15 protein-coding genes are annotated in these 17,815 nt (G+C 74.3%); 10 read left to right on the top strand and 5 right to left on the bottom strand.

All coding sequences use genetic code 11. The annotated features are described in order from the left end of the window. Positions 1–11: 11 nt before the first annotated feature. Entirely contained in the window at positions 12–1,019 is a 1,008-nt protein-coding gene (holA, locus tag ACZCLJ_RS01125; RefSeq protein WP_463105188.1) for a DNA polymerase III subunit delta, read from the top strand. 92 nt (positions 1,020–1,111) lie between these two features. Here the strand turns inward: holA and rpsT are convergent, their stop codons facing one another. Together rpsT and ACZCLJ_RS01135 are read right to left on the bottom strand one after the other, a co-directional pair. Further along, the gene (rpsT, locus tag ACZCLJ_RS01130) at positions 1,112–1,372 is read right to left on the bottom strand and encodes a 30S ribosomal protein S20 (RefSeq protein WP_251151603.1); all 261 of its coding nucleotides are present in this window, start codon (positions 1,370–1,372) and stop codon (positions 1,112–1,114) included. A 194-nt stretch (positions 1,373–1,566) separates the two neighbouring features. Next, complete coding sequence (locus ACZCLJ_RS01135; protein WP_463105189.1) at positions 1,567–2,166, bottom strand: type II toxin-antitoxin system PemK/MazF family toxin; 600 nt, start codon at positions 2,164–2,166, stop codon at positions 1,567–1,569. A gap of 126 nt (positions 2,167–2,292) precedes the next feature. Between ACZCLJ_RS01135 and ACZCLJ_RS01140 the strand changes: the two genes are divergently transcribed. The 3 genes from ACZCLJ_RS01140 to ACZCLJ_RS01150 are packed head-to-tail and all read left to right on the top strand — an operon-like array spanning position 2,293 to position 5,770. Continuing rightward, positions 2,293–4,005 (top strand): circularly permuted type 2 ATP-grasp protein, encoded by a 1,713-nt coding sequence (locus tag ACZCLJ_RS01140; RefSeq protein ID WP_463105190.1) that lies wholly within the window; start codon positions 2,293–2,295, stop codon positions 4,003–4,005. Then, complete coding sequence (locus tag ACZCLJ_RS01145; protein WP_251151600.1) at positions 3,999–4,931, top strand: alpha-E domain-containing protein; 933 nt, start codon at positions 3,999–4,001, stop codon at positions 4,929–4,931. The genes ACZCLJ_RS01140 and ACZCLJ_RS01145 overlap by 7 nt, the downstream gene beginning before the upstream one ends. Beyond that, entirely contained in the window at positions 4,928–5,770 is an 843-nt protein-coding gene (locus ACZCLJ_RS01150) for a transglutaminase family protein (RefSeq protein WP_463105191.1), read from the top strand. Before ACZCLJ_RS01145 ends, ACZCLJ_RS01150 begins: the two co-directional genes overlap by 4 nt. A gap of 21 nt (positions 5,771–5,791) precedes the next feature. Here the strand turns inward: ACZCLJ_RS01150 and ACZCLJ_RS01155 are convergent, their stop codons facing one another. Together ACZCLJ_RS01155 and ACZCLJ_RS01160 are read right to left on the bottom strand one after the other, a co-directional pair. Next, complete coding sequence (locus ACZCLJ_RS01155; RefSeq protein WP_251151598.1) at positions 5,792–6,505, bottom strand: maleylpyruvate isomerase N-terminal domain-containing protein; 714 nt, start codon at positions 6,503–6,505, stop codon at positions 5,792–5,794. 60 nt (positions 6,506–6,565) lie between these two features. After that, the gene (locus ACZCLJ_RS01160) at positions 6,566–7,126 is read right to left on the bottom strand and encodes a type 1 glutamine amidotransferase domain-containing protein (RefSeq protein ID WP_251151597.1); all 561 of its coding nucleotides are present in this window, start codon (positions 7,124–7,126) and stop codon (positions 6,566–6,568) included. 212 nt (positions 7,127–7,338) lie between these two features. On the opposite strand from ACZCLJ_RS01160, the gene lepA reads away from it, so the two are divergent. The 5 genes from lepA to ACZCLJ_RS01185 all read left to right on the top strand — a co-directional run bounded on the left by lepA (position 7,339) and on the right by ACZCLJ_RS01185 (position 15,296). Further along, positions 7,339–9,234 carry a translation elongation factor 4 gene (gene lepA / locus ACZCLJ_RS01165; RefSeq protein WP_285821119.1) on the top strand — a complete coding sequence of 632 codons (1,896 nt, stop codon included), beginning with the start codon at positions 7,339–7,341 and terminating at the stop codon, positions 9,232–9,234. Between the two features lie 7 nt (positions 9,235–9,241). Beyond that, positions 9,242–10,564, top strand: coding sequence for a radical SAM family heme chaperone HemW (gene hemW, locus ACZCLJ_RS01170; RefSeq protein WP_463105192.1), 1,323 nt, complete (start codon positions 9,242–9,244; stop codon positions 10,562–10,564). After that, on the top strand, positions 10,561–12,708 hold the full coding sequence (locus ACZCLJ_RS01175) for an acyltransferase family protein (RefSeq protein WP_463105193.1): 2,148 nt from the start codon (positions 10,561–10,563) through the stop codon (positions 12,706–12,708). The genes hemW and ACZCLJ_RS01175 overlap by 4 nt, the downstream gene beginning before the upstream one ends. 167 nt (positions 12,709–12,875) lie before the next feature. Beyond that, positions 12,876–14,105, top strand: a complete 1,230-nt coding sequence (locus tag ACZCLJ_RS01180) for a DUF2189 domain-containing protein (RefSeq protein ID WP_251151594.1) — start codon at positions 12,876–12,878, stop codon at positions 14,103–14,105. Between the two features lie 159 nt (positions 14,106–14,264). Continuing rightward, entirely contained in the window at positions 14,265–15,296 is a 1,032-nt protein-coding gene (locus tag ACZCLJ_RS01185; protein ID WP_463105194.1) for a DUF2189 domain-containing protein, read from the top strand. Between the two features lie 70 nt (positions 15,297–15,366). Here the strand turns inward: ACZCLJ_RS01185 and ACZCLJ_RS01190 are convergent, their stop codons facing one another. Beyond that, positions 15,367–16,227, bottom strand: coding sequence for a DUF3097 domain-containing protein (locus ACZCLJ_RS01190; RefSeq protein WP_251151592.1), 861 nt, complete (start codon positions 16,225–16,227; stop codon positions 15,367–15,369). Positions 16,228–16,342: 115 nt separating this feature from the next. Between ACZCLJ_RS01190 and ACZCLJ_RS01195 the strand changes: the two genes are divergently transcribed. Further along, positions 16,343–17,794 carry an MFS transporter gene (locus ACZCLJ_RS01195; protein WP_463105195.1) on the top strand — a complete coding sequence of 484 codons (1,452 nt, stop codon included), beginning with the start codon at positions 16,343–16,345 and terminating at the stop codon, positions 17,792–17,794. The last annotated feature ends 21 nt before the right edge of the window (positions 17,795–17,815 follow it).

Raw genomic sequence — 17,815 nt, forward strand, 5'->3', positions numbered from 1 at the left:
AGGCTTGGCGCATGCCCGCGCCGTCCCGGTCCTCCGCCCGCCCGTCCGCCGCGACCGTGGGGGACGACGTGCGGCTCGCGCCGGTCGTGCTGGTGCAGGGGCCGGAGTCGTTGCTCGCGGAGCGGGCCGTGGACGCGGTGCTCGACCTCGCGCGCGAGCGGGACCCCGAGGTGGAGAAGGTCGAGCTCGAGGCGGCGACGTACCAGCCGGGGATGCTCACGGTCGCGGCGAGCCCGTCGCTGTTCGGCGAGGCGAAGGTCGTCGTCGTGCGCGGGGCGGAGGGCGCGACCGACGCGCTGGTCACCGACGTCGTCGCGTACGTCCCGGTCGCCGACCCGGCGACGACGGTCGTCGTCGTGCACGGTGGTGGTGTGCGCGGCAAGCGCATGCTCGACGCGATCCGCGCGAGCGGCGCTCCCGTCGTCGTCGTCGAGGCGATCAAGAAGGACGCGGACAAGGCCGCGTTCGTCACCGCGGAGTTCCGTCGTGCTTGTCGTCGCATCGACGGCACGGGGGTCCGTGCCCTGGTCGAGGCGCTCGGCAACGACCTGCGCGAGCTCGCGGCGGCGTGCGCCCAGCTCGTCACCGACACCGACGGCACCGTCACGGAGCAGGTCGTCGACCGCTACTACGGCGGGCGCGTCGAGGCGACGGGCTTCCGCGTGGCCGACGCCGCCGTCGCCGGCAACGCGGGAGAGGCCGTCGCGCTGCTCCGGCACGCGCTCGCGACGGGCGCGGACCCGGTGCCGCTCGTGGCCGCGCTCGCGATGAAGCTCCGCGCGCTCGCGAAGGTCGGCGCGATGCGGGGCCGGGGCGGCGCGTCCGCGAAGGACCTGGGCATGGCGCCCTGGCAGGTCGACCGCGCGAAGCGCGAGCTCACCGGGTGGTCTCCGGAAGGGCTCGCGACGGCGATCAGCGCCGTCGCGCAGGCCGATGCCGAGGTCAAGGGCGCGGGACGGGACCCGGTGTTCGCGGTCGAGCGCGCGGTCCTGACGATCGCCGGGTCACGCGGGCGCTGAGCCGTCGACCGGGCATGCGCGAGGGGCGCCGACCCGGACGGGTCGGCGCCCCTCGCGGAGAGCCGGTGGTCGCCTCAGGGGCGACGCGTCGTTCAGAGCGCGTTGACCGACTTCGCGATGGCCGACTTGCGGTTCGCGGCCTGGTTCGCGTGGATGACGCCCTTCGAGACGGCCTTGTCGAGCTTGCGCGAGGCAGCCTGGAGCGCGGTGCTCGCCGCGTCCTTGTCGCCCGCGGCGACGGCCTCGCGCACGCGGCGCACGTACGTCTTGAGCTCGGACTTGACCGCCTTGTTGCGCAGGCGAGCCTTCTCGTTCGTGCGGATGCGCTTGATCTGGGACTTGATGTTGGCCACGTGTGAGCTTTCTGGTGTGTTCGCCGAAGCGAGCGGATAGGTCGTAGAGGGCGGCTCCAGCTCCGGGACTGGGGTGGGGAACCCGTGGAGAGGTGCTGGAGCGGTGCCCGCCGACCTGGGCGGACACGCGACCAACGAGACTACCAGTCCGGACCCCTCTCGATCCAGTCGGCCCGTGGCGTCGGGGTGGCCGGTCAGCGATGTGCCGCGACGCCCGCGACGACGCGGTCGAAGACGGCACGTCCGACGACCGCGCCCTCGCGGCGGACCGCACCCGGGTCGACGCGCAGCACGCGGTCGAGCCGCACCTCGCTGTCACGCCCCTTCGCGTCCCAGGGCCCGGAGCCGATGTCGAGCCAGTGCCGGCCCCACCGTGCCTCGTCGCGCGCGTCGCGCGAGTGGTCCTTGCTCGTGAGCATCACACCGAGCAGCCACGGTCCGTCGGTTCCCACGAGCAGCACCGGGCGGTCCTTGCCCTGGGCGTGGTCCTCCTCGAACGGGACCCAGGTCCACACGATCTCGCCGGGGTCCGGCGCGCCGTCGAGCCGGGGCGCGTACCGCGCGCGGACGGCTCCCGCGTAGTCGCCGGGGTAGGCGCCGCCCGGACGGGACGACGGACCGGAGGCGCCCCGCGGCGTCGGGCCCGACGAGCGCGGGGGTGCCGGGCGAGGCCCTCGGGTCCCCGGGGGAGCGGACCGTCCCGTGGTGCCCGACCTCCCGGACGGACGCGAGATCCCGCGCACGACGGCGCGCGCCGCGTCGCCGAGCAGTCCCAGCCATCGGTTGCGTGCCACGCGCGGCACCCTACACGCGCGGACGGGCCGAACCGGGCGACCTCCCGCAACACCCGTCCGGGCGCCGTTACCCGGCCGACACGTGCGCGTGACGTGCCGGCATCCCGGCGCGCCTACCGTGCGGGCATGGCGGACCTGTTCGACGACTACCCGGTGTCGCGGGCCTGGGACGAGATGCTCGACCACGACGGCGCGCTGCGCCCTCGCTACGAGCGCGTGCACGCGACGATGACGCGGCTCACCGCCGGCGAGGTGGCGTCGCGCGCCGACTCGCTCGCCCGTGCGTACCTCGCCCAGGGCGTGACGTTCGACTTCGCGGGAGAGGAACGGCCCTTCCCGCTCGACGTCGTGCCGCGGGTCGTCGAGCCGGACGAGTGGGACGTCGTGACGCGGGGCGTCGCGCAGCGCGTGCGGGCGCTCGAGGCGTTCCTCGCGGACGTCTACGGCCCGCAGCGCGCCGTGGCCGACGGCGTCGTGCCGCAGCGGCTCATCCTGTCGTCGTCGGAGTTCCACCGGCAGGCGTGGGGCATCGAGCCGCCGAACGGCGTGCGCGTGCACGTGGCGGGCGTCGACCTCATCAGGGACGAGGCCGGCGGGTTCCGCGTCCTCGAGGACAACGTGCGCGTGCCCAGCGGCGTGAGCTACGTCATCTCGAACCGGCGCGCGATGGTCCGGACGTTCCCCGAGCTGTTCTCGAGCCTGCGGGTGCGGCCCGTCGTCGACTACCCGCAGCGCCTCCTCACGGCGCTCCTCGCGGCGGCGCCCGACGGCGTCCCCGACCCGACGGTCGTCGTGCTCACGCCGGGCGTGTACAACTCGGCGTACTTCGAGCACTCGCTCCTCGCGCGGCTGATGGGCGTCGAGCTCGTCGAGGGGCGCGACCTGTTCTGCGCCGGGGGCCGCGTGTACATGCGCACGACGGAGGGCCGGCGGCGCGTCGACGTCGTGTACCGGCGCGTGGACGACGAGTTCCTCGACCCCGTGCAGTTCCGCGCCGACTCGGTGCTCGGCGTGCCGGGTCTGCTCGCGTGCGCCCGGCTCGGCACCGTCACGATCGCCAACGCGGTCGGCAACGGGGTCGCCGACGACAAGCTGGTCTACACGTACGTCCCGGACCTCGTGCGGTACTACCTCGGCGAGGAGCCCGTCCTGCCCAACGTCGACACGTGGCGGCTGCAGGAGCCCGCAGCCCTCGCCGAGGTGCTCGACCGGCTCGACGAGCTCGTGGTCAAGCCCGTCGACGGCTCGGGTGGGAAGGGCATCGTCGTGGGCCCGGCGGCGAGCCGCGCCGAGCTCGACGTGCTGCGGTCGCGCCTGCAGGCCGACCCCCGAGGATGGATCGCCCAGCCGGTGGTGCAGCTCTCGACGGTGCCCACGTTCGTCGAAGGGGCCTTCCGCCCGCGGCACGTCGACCTGAGGCCGTTCGCCGTGCACGACGGCCGCGACGTGTGGGTCCTGCCGGGCGGCCTGACCCGCGTCGCTCTGCCCGAGGGGCAGCTCGTCGTCAACAGCTCGCAGGGCGGGGGCTCGAAGGACACCTGGGTGCTCGCGCGCGAGGAGCGCCGGCCGGAGGCTCCTGCCGGTCCGGCCGACCCCGCGGACGTGCGGGCCGTGCGGACCGTGCCGGCCGGTCCCGCGGCCGACGGGGACGCCCCGACGGCGCCCGGCGTCCCGCTCGTGACCAACCCGGCGGACGACCCGGGCCGCGCCGGCCGGACCGCCCAGCAGCAGCAGCAACAGCAACAGCAGCAGCAGCAACCGGTGCGACCGCACCGGGTACAGCAGCAGTCGCGGGACGGCCTGCCGTCGTCCGCGCCCGAGGAGGTGGGCACGTGCTGAGCCGGATCGCGGAGTCCTTGTTCTGGATCGGGCGGTACGTCGAGCGCGCGGACGACACGGCTCGCCTGCTCGACGTCCACGTGCAGCTCCTCTCCGAGGACCCGTGGGCGGAGGAGGACCTCGCGTGCCGCGCGCTCCTCGCGGTGATGGACCACCCGGTGCCGGACGACGGCACGCTGGTCGACCGGGAGCACGTGCTGCGCCTCCTGGCGCACGACCAGATCGACCCGTCGTCGGTCGCGGGCTCGCTCGTCGCGGCGCGCGAGAACGCGCGCCGGGCGCGCGAGATCGTCTCGACCGAGCTCTGGGAGTGCCTCAACACGACGCGCAACCAGGTCTTCGGGGCGATCCGGACCGCGCCGCCGCACGAGTACTTCTCGTGGGCCCGCGAGCGCGCCGCGATCGTCGCCGGTCTCATGGACTCGGCGACGAGCCGCGACGCGACGTGGCACTTCATGATCCTGGGCCGGTCGATCGAGCGCGCCGACATGACGGCGCGGCTCGTGACGACGCAGGCCCGGCTCGGCCCGGCAGGCCCGGGCTGGACGACGCTCCTGCGCTCGTGCGGCGCGCACGAATCCTACCTGCGGGCGAACCGCGGTCTGGCGTCGGACGAGCGCGCGGCGGGGTTCCTCCTCCTCGACCGGCTCTTCCCGCGCTCGATCGTGCACGCGCTCGAGACCGCGGAGAGCTGCCTGCGCGAGCTCGGCCCGCTCGAGGGCCGGCACGGCGTCGCCGACGAGGCGCGCCGGGAGCTCGGGATCGTGCGCACGAGCCTCGAGTACGCGCGCCTGTCGGACCTGCTCGCGTCACTGCCCGACGCCATGGAACGGGTGCAGCGCGCGTGCTCGCGGGCCTCCGACGCGGTGCGGGCGCGCTACTTCCCGTCCGGAGCGGTGACGACCTGGGTGGGTGAGGCCCTGTGAGCAGCGTCCTGCGGGTCGTGCACACGACCGCGTTCGAGTACGCCGAGCCGATCACGGCGTCCTACAACGAGGCGCGCATGACACCCGTGACCGGCGGGCTCCAGGTGGTCGAGCAGGCGAGCGTCCGGGTGCACCCCACGACGTGGTCGCACGACTACACCGACTACTGGGGGACGACCGTCACGGTGTTCGAGGTGCTCGAGCCGCACGTGCGGCTCGTCCTGCGGGCCCACAGCACGGTCGAGGTGCGGGAGCAGACGGCGCCCGGGGCGCCGCCGTCGTGGACGGACCTCGGCGACGAGCGCACCCTGGACGCGCACGCGGCGTTCCTCGCGGACACCCCGACGACCGCGGTGCCCGACGACGTCGCCGCCCTCGCGCTCGACGTCTCCGCGGGTCTCGAGCCGCACGCCGCCGCCGAGGCGGTGTGCCTCGCGGTGCGCGACCACCTCGACTACGTCCCCGGCGTCACGACGGCGCACACCCCGGCGCGCGAGGCGTGGGACGCGCGTCAGGGCGTCTGCCAGGACATGGCGCACCTGTGCGCGGGCGCGCTGCGCAGCGTCGGCATCCCCACGCGCTACGTCTCGGGCTATCTGCACCCGCGCCCGGACGCGGCCTTCGGCGAGCCCGTGGCGGGGGAGTCCCACGCGTGGGTCGAGTGGTGGGCGGGGGGTTGGTACGGGTTCGACCCGACGAACCGCCGACCCGTCGGGCACGACCACGTGGTCCTCGGGCGTGGGCGCGAGTACCGCGACGTCGCGCCGCTCACCGGGGTCTACGCGGGCGCCGGCGCGAGCGAGCTGGACGTCACCGTGGAGATCACGCGCCTGCGCTGAGGCGTGCGTCGCGAGCGGCGCTCACGGCGTGATGCGCTCGGCGAGCGCGGCGTCGAGCGCGGTCCGGTCGCCGTCGAGCGTCAGACCGGCGGCGACCGCGGGGTCGGGCGGGACGCGCCGCCACAGGACGAGGGCGAGCTCCCGTGCGGGCGCCGCGAGGCGCACCTCGGCCGGCGTGCCGTCGGCGGCGCCGAGCACCCAGGTGCGAGGCGTGTCGGTGGCGGCCAGCGTCACGGGCCGCTCGAGCGGGGCCATGCGCCCCAGGCGGACCTGGCGCGGCTGCACGACGGTCACGACCTCGTCGACCGTGTCGGCCCACACGTCCGGCGCGACGTCGTCCACGACCCGGCCCGTCGCGGCGCGCAGGTCGTGCAGGTGGACGAGCGTCTCGTGGACCTGACGACGGTGCCAGAACCGTACGGTCGAGCCGGGGTCGTCGGTCTCGAGGAGCGTCCAGGCGCGGGCGTCGGGGTCGAGCGACGCGAGCGTCTCGCGCAGCTCGGCGGCCTGCTCGGCGTAGAACGGCGCGAGGTCGAACGGCCCCCTGCCGAGCGGCGTCTCCTGCCGGCGCCGTGCCTGCGCCGCGGCCCAGTGGTGGATGCGCCCGACGTGCTCGACGAGGTTCCGCACGCGCCACCGTCCGCACGCCGGCACGGGCGCCCGCGGGTCGGCGCCTGGCACGTCCGTGAGGAACGCGTCCTGCAGCCGACCGAGGAGAGCGAGCCGGTCGTCCATGGAGGGAGTATGCACCGCGCCACGGACACGGCGACGGGCGCGGCCCGCGCCCACGCGCCGTCAGGCCGCGAGCACCGCGTCCACCTCGCGCAGGAACGCGTCGAGGTCGTCGGGGTTGCGCGAGGTCACGAGCGTGTAGCCGCCCTCGTCGTCGCGCACGACCTCGCGGTCCACCCACGCCCCGCCCGCGTTGAGGACGTCGGTCTCGAGCGAGGGGTAGCTCGTGAGGGTCTTGCCCTCGACGGCCGCCGTCTCGACGAGGGCCCACGGGCCGTGGCAGATCGCCGCGACGGGCTTGCCGCCCGTGGTGAAGGTCCGCACGATCTCCATCGCGGCGTCGTCGAGGCGCAAGGAATCGGCGTTGAGCGTCCCGCCGGGGACCAGCAGGAGGTCGTAGGAGGCGGCGTCGACGTCCCCGAAGGTGAGCTCCGGCGTCACGGCGCGGCCGGGGTCCTTGTCGCCCACGAGCGTCTGGACGTCGTCCGTGGAGACGGCGGCGACGTCCACGCGGACGCCCTCGCCGCGCAGGTGGTCGAGCGGGACGACGAGCTCGTCCTGCTCGACGCCGTAGTTGGTGACGATCGCCAGCACGCGGCGGCCGGTCAGGTCCGTTGCGGGCACGGTGGTCTCCTCTCGTGGGGGTTCCCTCTCCACGCTAGGTCGGCACCCGCGGCTTCGCAGGACGAGGCGGCCCGTCCCGGGGGCCGGGGGGCGCGTGGGACAATGGACGTCCGTGTCGGCTCGCCGGACCACCGGCGTGACCGCCGACCGAGATTCGGGCCCACATCTGCCCGAGCCCACGCCTTCGCCGACGTCACAGGAGCGCACCCGCGTTGTCCCCGATCCCCAGCGCCGAGCTGAGCACCCGGATCCAGCCGGCGGCCACGCCGCCCGAGCTGATCCGCAACTTCTGCATCATCGCGCACATCGACCACGGCAAGTCGACGCTCGCCGACCGCATGCTGCAGCTCACGGGCGTCGTCGAGCCGCGCGCCATGCGCGCGCAGTACCTCGACCGCATGGACATCGAGCGCGAGCGCGGCATCACGATCAAGTCGCAGGCGGTGCGCATGCCGTGGGGGCGGCCCGACCCGTCGGGAGCCGACCAGGCCTACGCGCTCAACATGATCGACACGCCGGGCCACGTCGACTTCACGTACGAGGTCTCGCGGTCGCTCGCGGCGTGCGAGGGCGCGGTGCTGCTCGTCGACGCGGCGCAGGGCATCGAGGCGCAGACGCTCGCGAACCTCTACCTCGCGATGGAGAACGAGCTCGAGATCATCCCGGTCCTCAACAAGATCGACCTCCCGGCGGCGCAGCCGGAGAAGTACGCGGAGGAGATCGCCGGGCTCGTCGGGGGCGACCCGGACGACGTGCTGCGGGTCTCCGGCAAGACCGGCGCGGGCGTGGAGGTCCTGCTCGACCGGATCGTCGAGCGCGTCCCGGCCCCGGTCGGCGACGCGGACGCCCCGGCACGCGCGATGATCTTCGACTCGGTGTACGACACCTACCGCGGCGTCGTGACGTACGTGCGCGTCATCGACGGCAACCTCAACCCGCGCGAGCGCATCGTCATGATGTCGACGCGCGCGACGCACGAGCTCCTGGAGATCGGCGTCATCTCGCCCGAGCCGATCATCACGAAGGGTCTCGGCGTCGGGGAGGTCGGCTACCTCATCACGGGCGTGAAGGACGTGCGCCAGTCGAAGGTCGGCGACACGGTGACGAACGCGGCGAAGCCGGCGAGCGAGGCCCTCGGCGGGTACTCGGACCCGAAGCCGATGGTCTTCTCCGGGCTCTACCCGGTCGACGGCTCCGACTACCCGACGCTGCGCGACGCCCTGGACAAGCTCAAGCTCAACGACGCCGCGCTGAACTACGAGCCCGAGACGTCCGTCGCGCTCGGCTTCGGCTTCCGCGTCGGGTTCCTCGGCCTGCTGCACCTGGAGATCGTGCGCGAGCGCCTCGAGCGCGAGTTCGACCTCGACCTCATCTCGACCGCGCCCAACGTCGTCTACGACGTCACGCTCGAGGACGGCACGGTCGTCAAGGTGACCAACCCGTCGGAGTTCCCGGGCGGCAAGATCAAGGAGGTCGTCGAGCCGGTCGTGCGCGCGACCATCCTCGCGCCGAGCGAGTTCGTCGGCACGGTCATGGGGCTGTGCAACGACCGTCGTGGGCAGATGCTCGGCATGGACTACCTGTCGGAGGACCGGGTCGAGCTGCGCTTCACGCTGCCGCTCGCCGAGATCGTCTTCGACTTCTTCGACCACCTCAAGTCCCGCACGCGCGGCTACGCGTCGCTCGACTACGAGCCCTCGGGCGACCAGGCCGCCGACCTCGTCAAGGTCGACATCCTGCTCCAGGGCGACCAGGTGGACGCGTTCAGCGCGATCGTGCACAAGGACAAGGCGTACGACTACGGCGTGATGATGACCGCCAAGCTCAAGGAGATCATCCCGCGCCAGCAGTTCGAGGTGCCGATCCAGGCGGCCGTCGGCGCCCGGGTCATCGCGCGCGAGACGGTGCGGGCCATGCGCAAGGACGTCCTCGCCAAGTGCTACGGCGGAGACATCAGCCGCAAGCGCAAGCTGCTCGAGAAGCAGAAGGAGGGCAAGAAGCGCATGAAGAACATCGGGTCCGTCGAGGTCCCGAAGGACGCCTTCATCGCCGCGCTCTCCTCGGACGGCGCGGGCGGCAAGGAGACGAAGGACAAGTCCAAGAAGTGAGCCCGGTGTGAGTCCGTCGTTGCCGGACGGCGAGCCCGTGCCCGACGACGGTGCCCTCCCCGCGTGGGTCGGTCGCCCCGGTCCCGGCGACCCGGCGCCCGCCGGGGACGTTGCGTCGGGGCGAGCGTTCGGCGTCTACCTGCACGTCCCGTTCTGCTCGGTGCGCTGCGGGTACTGCGACTTCAACACCTACACCGCGTCCGAGCTGGGCGGCGGCGCGAGCCAGTCGTCCTACGCGACGACGGCGCTGCGCGAGATCGACCTCGCGGCGCGCGTCCTGCGCGACGCGCGCCTTCCCGAGCGGCAGGTCTCGACGGTCTTCGTCGGCGGCGGGACCCCGACCCTGCTCCCGGCGGGCGACCTCGGTCGTCTCGTCGCGGGCGTGCGCGACGCGTGGGGGCTGGCGCCCGGTGCCGAGGTCACGACCGAGGCGAACCCGGACTCGGTCACGCCCGCGTCGCTCGCCGAGCTCGCCGCCGCGGGGTTCACGCGCGTGTCGTTCGGCATGCAGTCCGCCGTGCCGCACGTGCTCGCGACCCTCGAGCGCACGCACGACCCGCGGCGCATCCCCGACGTCGTGCGGTGGGCGACCGAGGCGGGGCTCAAGGTCTCGCTCGACCTCATCTACGGCACGCCGGGGGAGAGCGTCGACGACTGGCGGACGAGCCTGGCGACGGCGCTCGCGACCGGCGTGGACCACGTGTCGGCGTACGCGCTCGTCGTCGAACCCGGCACGAAGATGGCCGCCCAGGTCCGGCGCGGGGAGCTCACGCTCCCGAGCGAGGACGACCAGGCGACGAAGTACGAGCTCGCGGACGAGCTGCTCACGGCTGCCGGCCTCGGGTGGTACGAGGTGAGCAACTGGGCACGCACGGACGATGACCGCTGCCGGCACAACCTGGCCTACTGGCGCGGCGACGACTGGTGGGGGATCGGCCCCGGCGCGCACTCGTACATCGCGGCTGCCCCGTCCGGTACGACGACGCACCCGGCGGGCGCGCCGCCGCGGGACGGCCGGACCGGCGTGCGATGGTGGAACGTGAAGCACCCGCGTCGGTACGCGGCGCTGCTCGAGGCGGGGTCCAGCCCTGCGGCGGGGCGCGAGCTCCTGACGCGCGGCGAGGCGCACCTCGAGCGGGTCATGCTGCAGGTGCGGCTGCGCGAGGGACTGGACCTGTCGGTGCTCTCGACGGCGGGACGTCACGCCGTCGCCGGGCTCGTCGCGAACGGGCTCCTCGACGGTCGGGCCGCGGTCGCGGGCCGAGGGGTGCTCACCCTGCGGGGACGGTTGCTGGCGGACACGGTGGTGCGGGAGATCTCGGACGAGTGACGACGACCCAGGACGCGACGCGCACGTCTCCGCGTGCGCCCGCGTCCGGGTCCACGCCCGAGCCGCGCCGCGTCGTCGGGCACGTGCGGTCGCCGGTCGCTTCCCGCCGACCGGGACGCCCGACGGTCCGCTACCGCCGCATGGCCGGCCTGGACGGCCTGCGCGCGCTCGCGGTCGCCGCCGTCGTCGCGTTCCACCTGGCACCCGGCGCGGTGCCCGGCGGGTTCCTCGGCGTCGACGTCTTCCTGGTCCTCTCCGGCTTCCTCATCACGACCCTCCTCGTGCGCGACCAGCGCGACCGCCGTCGGATCGGGCTGCGCTCCTTCTGGGCTCGCCGCGCCCGCAGGCTGCTCCCCGCCCTCGTCCTCGTGGTGGTCGTCTGCACGGCGGCCGCCGCGGTCGTCGGGGGCGACGTGCTCGTCGGGATCGGCCCGCAGCTCGTGGGCGCGGCGACCTTCACGAGCAACTGGGTCGACGTCGCGAACGGGGCCACGTACTCGGGTGCGCTCCTGCCGCAGCTCTTCGGCAACCTGTGGTCGCTCGCGGTCGAGGAGCAGTTCTACCTCCTGTGGCCCGTGCTCGTGGTCGTGCTCTGCTCGGTCCGCCCGCTGCGCCGCGCGACGCCGTGGGTCGCGGGCGCGATGGCGCTCGCCTCGGCCGCGCTCATGGTGGTGCTGTACGAGCCGGGGACGGACCCGACGCGCGTCTACGTCGGCACCGACACCCACCTGTTCGCGCTCATGACGGGGGCGGCGCTGGCGTTCTGGCACGTGCGACCCGTCGACCGGAGCGCCTCGGCGGGCACCGACGGGGGCGCTCCGCCCGTCGTGGCCGGGACACGCACCTCCCTCCTCCCGGGCGGGCCGCGCGTACGCACCGACCGGGGGCGGCTCGGGGTCCTCCTCGGCGGGGTCGCCGGCCTGGCCGTCCTCGTGGTCGCGGTCGCGACGCTCCGCTGGGACGCGGAGCTCACCTACCGCGGCGGTCTGGTCGTGTGCGCGGTGGCGGCCGCCGCGCTGCTCAACGCGATCGTCTGCCTGCCAGGGCTGGGAGCGCTGCTCGACAAGGGTCCCCTCGGCTGGGTCGGACGACGGTCGTACGGGCTGTACCTGTGGCACTGGCCGGTGCTGGTCCTCGTCGGCGCGGTGGCCGGTCCCCGCCCGCCCGGCGACGTCGACCCCGTGGTGGTCGCAGTCACCCTCACGGTGACCGTGGTGGCGGCCGCAGCCTCGTACCGGTACGTGGAACGCCCCGTGCTCACCTCCGGCCTGCGCGGCGCGGCGCACCGCCTCGCCCGCACGGCGCGTCCCCGCGCGGGCGAGCAGGGCGCGCTCTCGAGCGCGGGCTGGGCGCTGGCCGCGGCCTGCACCGTCGTCCTCGGGCTGGCCGTCACGGGGGTCGTCGTGGCGCCCGCGACGTCGAGCGTCGAGCAGCAGATCGCCGCAGGGGAGCGGGCCGCGCGCGAGACCCGCGAGGCCGGCTCCGCCGCGTCGGCACCGCAGTCCCTCGCTCCCGTGGCCCCCGCGACCGGGGCCCCGGCAGCCGAGGACTCCGTGCCCGAGGACCCTGCCGGTCAGGACACCGCTGCTCCGGGGCCGCCGGACCCGAGCGTCCCCACGGAGGCAGGCGCTCCCGAGGACCAGGCGCCCCCCGTGCCGCCCGCGGGCGACCAGGTGTCCGTGGTCGGGGACTCCGTGACGCTCGCGAGCACCCCCGCGCTGTCCGCCGCGCTGCCGGGCGTCTACGTCGACGGCGCGGTCTCCCGGCAGATCCAGGACGCCCCGGCGATCCTGGCGGCGCTGCGGGACGCCGGCACCCTGCGTCCCTTCGTCGTCGTCGCGCTCGGGACCAACAGCACCGCGAGCGCCGCGACCCTCGATGCGGTCCTCGCCGCCGTGGGTCCGGAGCGCCGCGTCGTCCTCGTGACGGGCTACGCGGACCGGCCATGGGTGGCACCGACCAACGGCCAGATGGTCGCCGCGGCGAGCAGGCACCCCGGGGTCGTGGTCGCCGACTGGTCGGCGACGGCCACGGCCGACCCCTCCCTCCTCGGCCCGGACGGGGTGCACCCGACGCAGGCAGGGTCGGGTGCCTACGCCTCGGTCGTCCTCGACGGTCTGACGCGGGCCGCCGCCCTCGGGTGACCGTGACGGCGCGGGTGAACCGGGGCCCGGGTCGGCGTTTCGTCTAGCGCCCGCCGGTGTTTGCCGACATCGTGTACCCGACCGCGAAATGTGCGAATGGCACGAGTCCTCCACACCGGGGGACGTCGGTGCGCGCCGGCGGTCGTCGTACCGAACGAGGAGACGCGATGAGCGACACGAGCGCCGGCGGCCCGCCGCGCGACGAGAACGACCCGAGCGTGCCGCAGGAGCCGGGGGCACCCGACCTGCCCGGTGCGGCGCAGCCCGAGCCCGCAGCGCAGCCCGAGCCCGCAGCGCGGCCCGAGCCGGCTGCACCGCTGGACCCGTACACGACCGCCGGCGCGCCCCCGGCCGAGCCGACCTCGTCGGCTCCCGGCGAGCCGACACCGTCGGCGGCTCCTGCCGAGCCCCCGGTCTCGCCCTACGGCGGACCGGACCCTGCCCCGTCTCCCGGGAGCGAGCCGCCCGCCCAGCCCTACGGGTCGCCGCCCGCGGGGCAGCCCTCGTACGGGCAGGGGCCGCCGCCGGGACAGCCCTACGGCCAGCAGCCGGCACCCGGTCAGCCGTACGGCCAGCCCGGCTACCCGCCGCCGGGTCAGCCGTTCGGCCAGCCGGGCTACCCGCCGCCGGGTCAGCCGTTCGGCCAGCCGGGCTACCCGCCGCCGGGTCAGCCGTACGGCCAGCCCGGCTACCCGCCGCCGGGGACGCCCTACGGCCAGGTCGGCCAGCCGGTGCAGATCGGCGAGGCGTTCACGTACGGCTGGAACAAGTTCACGCAGAACGCGGGCGTGATCATCGGCGGCGTGCTCACGTACGTCGCCGCCCTGGCCGTGCTGAGCATCGTGTTCTACGCCCTGCTGATCGGTACCGCCGCGACCAGCATCGACCCCGTGACGAACGAGATCAGCACCTCGGGCGGCCTCGTCTTCGGGTTCGGCCTCTTCGCGTTCATCGCCGTCATGGCCGTGCTCGGGTTCCTCGTGCAGGGCGTGGTCGTCAACGTCTCGCTGCTGGTCACGCGCGGCAAGAAGCTCGAGTACGCCGACTTCTTCCGCCTGCCGAACGTCGGCAACGTCATCCTCACCGCGCTGCTCATGGGGCTGGCGATCGGCATCCTGAGCATCACGATCGTCGGGGGCATCGTCTTCGCGTTCTTCGCCCTCTTCACGATCTTCTACGTCATCGACAAGAACCTCGGGGTGTTCGACGCGTTCAAGGCGAGCTTCACGGTCGTGAGCAGGAACCTCGCGACCGTCCTGCTGCTGTTCCTCGCGGTCTACGCCGCGCAGATCGTCGGCTCGCTGCTCTGCTACGTCGGCCTGCTGGTCGCGCTGCCCGTCGCCCAGATCGCCACCGCGTACGTCTACCGACGCCTCAACCAGGAGCAGCCCGTCTGACGGTCCTGCGCACGACGAGAGGGAGGTGCCGCCCGGCGCCTCCCTCTTCTCGTGCCGGCCGGTCTCTCGAGGCCGCTCGGCGCGCCGGCGAGCGGTGGCCGGCAGGAGCGGTCATCGTAGGAGCCAGGACGCCGTCCCGAGAAGGAGCGAGGTGGACCCATGACGCAGGATCCCGCCAACCCCGGCGACGAACCACGCCGCGACAGCCCCGAGGGGGCCGGAGGCGCCGACCAGGACGCGTCGCAGGCCTCGTCGCCGGCTGGGCCTCCGCCGGCAGAGCCCGCGCCGGCAGAGCCCGCGCCGGCGGAGCCGTCGCCGGAGGAAGGCCCGCCCTCGTACGGGACCTCGGGGGACACGGGAACGCCACCGGACGTCGGCTACCCGCCGCCCGTCGCGGGTGCGCAGGCCGGCTACCCGCCACCAGGCGCCGGATACCCCCCGCCGACCTCCGGCCCGGGAGGCGGCTACCCGCCGGGCGCCACGCCCGGATACCCGCCGCCCGGGGCACCGGCGAGCGGGTACACGGGTCCCGCCTTCGCCGTGGGCGAGGCGATCTCGTACGCCTGGCGCAAGGTCACGTCGAACCTCGGTCCGTGGATCCTGGTCGCGCTGATCCTCATCGCCGTGAACGTCGCGTGGAACCTCATCACGGGCAGCTTCGACCGGTTCACGGACTCCTACGACTTCGGCGACACGAACTTCGCGGCAGTCAGCGGGATCACGGTCACGAGCGTCCTGCTCTCGGTCCTCGGCGCGATCATCAGCTATCTCATCACGGCGTTCCTCACGCGGGGTGCGCTCGACGAGTCGGCGGGGCGGCGGCCGGACGTCGCAGCCTTCTTCCGGATCGGGAACGTCGTCAACGTCGTCCTGGCCGCCTTCCTCGTCACGATCCTCACCACGATCGGCCTGTTCCTGTGCGTCCTGCCGGGCATCGCCGTCGTGATCTTCTCCGCGTTCGTCTACTACTTCACGCTCGACCAGGGCCAGGACGCGATCAGTGCGATCCGGTCGAGCTGGTCGGTCGTCGCGAAGAACTTCGGGTCGGTGTTCCTGCTCCTGCTCGCGCTGCTCGGCATCAACATCCTCGGCGCGATCCCGTGCGGGCTCGGTCTGTTCGTGACGATCCCGCTGAGCTACGTCGCCGTCGCGTTCGCCTACCGCCGCCTCGTCGGCCAGGTGCCCGCCTGACCGTCGTCCACCGAACCGGCCGGCGCCCTGCGGGGTGCCGGCCGGTCGAGTGCGGCGCCGTCACCGAGGGTCAGGGCGCCGTCACGAAGTCGATGAGCTCCTCGACCCGCCCGAGCAGCGACGGCTCGAGGTCCGCGTAGTTCCGGACCGTGCCGAGGATGCGCTGCCACGCGCGCGCGACGTCGGCCTGGGACGACGCCGGCCAGCCGAGCTCGCGCAGGATGCCGCGCTTCCACTCCGTGCCGCGCTCGATCACCGGCCACCGCTCGAGGCCGACCCGCCCCGGCTTCACGGCCTGCCAGACGTCGACGTACGGGTGGCCCAGCACGAGGACCGTCCCCCGCGGGACCGTGCGCAGGGCCGCGTCGGCGAGGCGCTGCTCCTTGCTGCCCGGCACGAGGTGGTCGACGAGCACCCCGACCCGCTGCTGCGGCGTCGGGCCGAAGTCCGCGAGCGCGTCGGCGAGGTTGTCGACGCCGTCGAGCAGCTCGACGACGACCCCCTCGACGCGCAGGTCGTCGCCCCAGACCTTCTCGACGAGCTCGGCGTCGTGCTTGCCCTCGACCCAGATGCGGCTGCCGCGCGCGACGCGGGCCCGCTGACCGGCGACCGCCCGCGACCCGGACGCGGTCCGTGCGGGTGCGGCGGGCGCCCGCGAGGTCACGGGCGCCGTCAGCTCGACGGGCGCGCCGTCGACCCAGAACCCCGGGCCGAGCGGGAACGTCCGCGTGCGGCCCGCACGGTCCTCGAGGACGACGACGTGCATGCCGCCGGACTTCTCGACCCGCACGACCGCCCCCACCCAGCCCGTCTGCACCTCCTCGACGACGAGGCCGCGCTCGGCCGCCTGGGGGCGCGAGACGCGGCGCGCGCGGTGGTGGGGCGTCGCGGGGCCCCCGAGGACGTCGGATCCGTAGCGGTCTGCAGGCACGCAGCCACCCTAGGTTCGGGTGTCGCGCCGCGCGGCGCTGCGACACGCCCCGCACGTCTCGCCGCACCGTCCCTCCGGACGGGCGGACCGGCGTGCCGGGTGGTACGACGGTGCGGTGACCGAGACCCCGGAGCGCGACCGGCAGCGCTGGCGCGTCCTGGCCGTGTGCCTCTCCGTCGGGTTCGTCACGACGCTCGACGTGTCGATCGTCAACGTCGCCCTGCCCTCGATCGAGGAGTCGCTCGACGCCGGCCCGAGCCAGCTGCAGCTCATCGTCGCCGGGTACACGCTCGCGTTCGGCCTGGCACTCGTCCCCGCGGGCAGGCTCGGGGACGCGGGCGGGCGCCGTCGCCTGTTCATCTCCGGGCTGGTCGGGTTCGCGGTGTTCAGCCTCGCGTCCGGGCTCGCCCCGACCGACGACCTGCTCGGCGTCGCGCGCCTGCTCCAGGGTGTGAGCGCCGGACTGCTGAACCCCCAGGTGGTGGGCCTGATCCAGCAGCTCTTCGCCGGTGCGGAGCGCGGGCGGGCGTTCGGCCTGTTCGGCGCCACCATCGGCGTCTCGACGGCGATCGGCCCGCTGCTGGGCGGCGTCATCCTCGCGGTCGCCGGCTCCGCCGACGGCTGGCGGTGGATCTTCCTCGTCAACATCCCCGTGATCGCCGTGCTGCTGCCCTTCGCGTGGCGGCTCGTCCCCGCGCCCACGCCCGCGCGGGGGCGCGGGCCGCGCCGGCTCGACCTCGTCGGGCTCGCCCTGCTCGCCGCGGTGACGGTCGCCGTCATGCTGCCGTTCGTCACGACGACGGGTCGTGACGACGACCCGTCGCGCTGGTGGTGGCTCGCCCTGGGTCTCGCGGTGGGGGTCGTGGCGGTGGCCTGGGAGCGTCGCTACCAGCGGCGGACCGGGGCCGCCGTGCTCGACCCGCAGGTCCTCGGGCTCTCGTCGTTCCGCAACGGTGCGCTGCTCGGCATGGCGTACTTCGCCGGCTTCACGGGGATCTTCCTCGTCGTCACGCTCTACCTGCAGGACGAGGTCGGCTACACGCCGCTCCAGTCGGGGCTCGTCGGGATGCCGTTCGCGGCGGCCTCCGGGGTCTCCGCCTGGCTCGCCGGTCGCGCCGTCGCGCGGCTCGGTCGCCGCCTGGTCGTCGCCGGTCTGGTGCTCGTGCTGGCGGGGATGGTGACCGCGGACGTGGTCGTCCGGACGCTCGGGGACGAGCCCGCCGTCGTCGGGTGGGCGCTCGCGGCGGCTCTGCTGGTCGCCGGGTCGGGCAGCGGCATGGTCATCGCGCCCAACCAGACGCTCGCCCTCGCCGAGGTGCCCGTCGCCAGCGGCGGGGTGGCCGGGAGCATGATCCAGGTGGGTCAGCGCATCGGGTCCGCGGTGGGCATCTCGGTGATCCTCTCGGTGTACTACGGCGGCCTCGCCGCCGGGGCCGACGGCGCGCGGGCGACGGGACGCGCGATGCTCGTGACCATCGGTCTCGTGGCCGTCGCGCTGGTCGTCGGTCTGGTCGACCTGCGTTCGCGCGGAGCGGAGGCAGCCTCGACCCGGGCACCGGCCGCGTAGAGTTGGCACTCGACGGGCGAG

This window comes from Cellulosimicrobium sp. So1_17 (genome assembly GCF_055181235.1).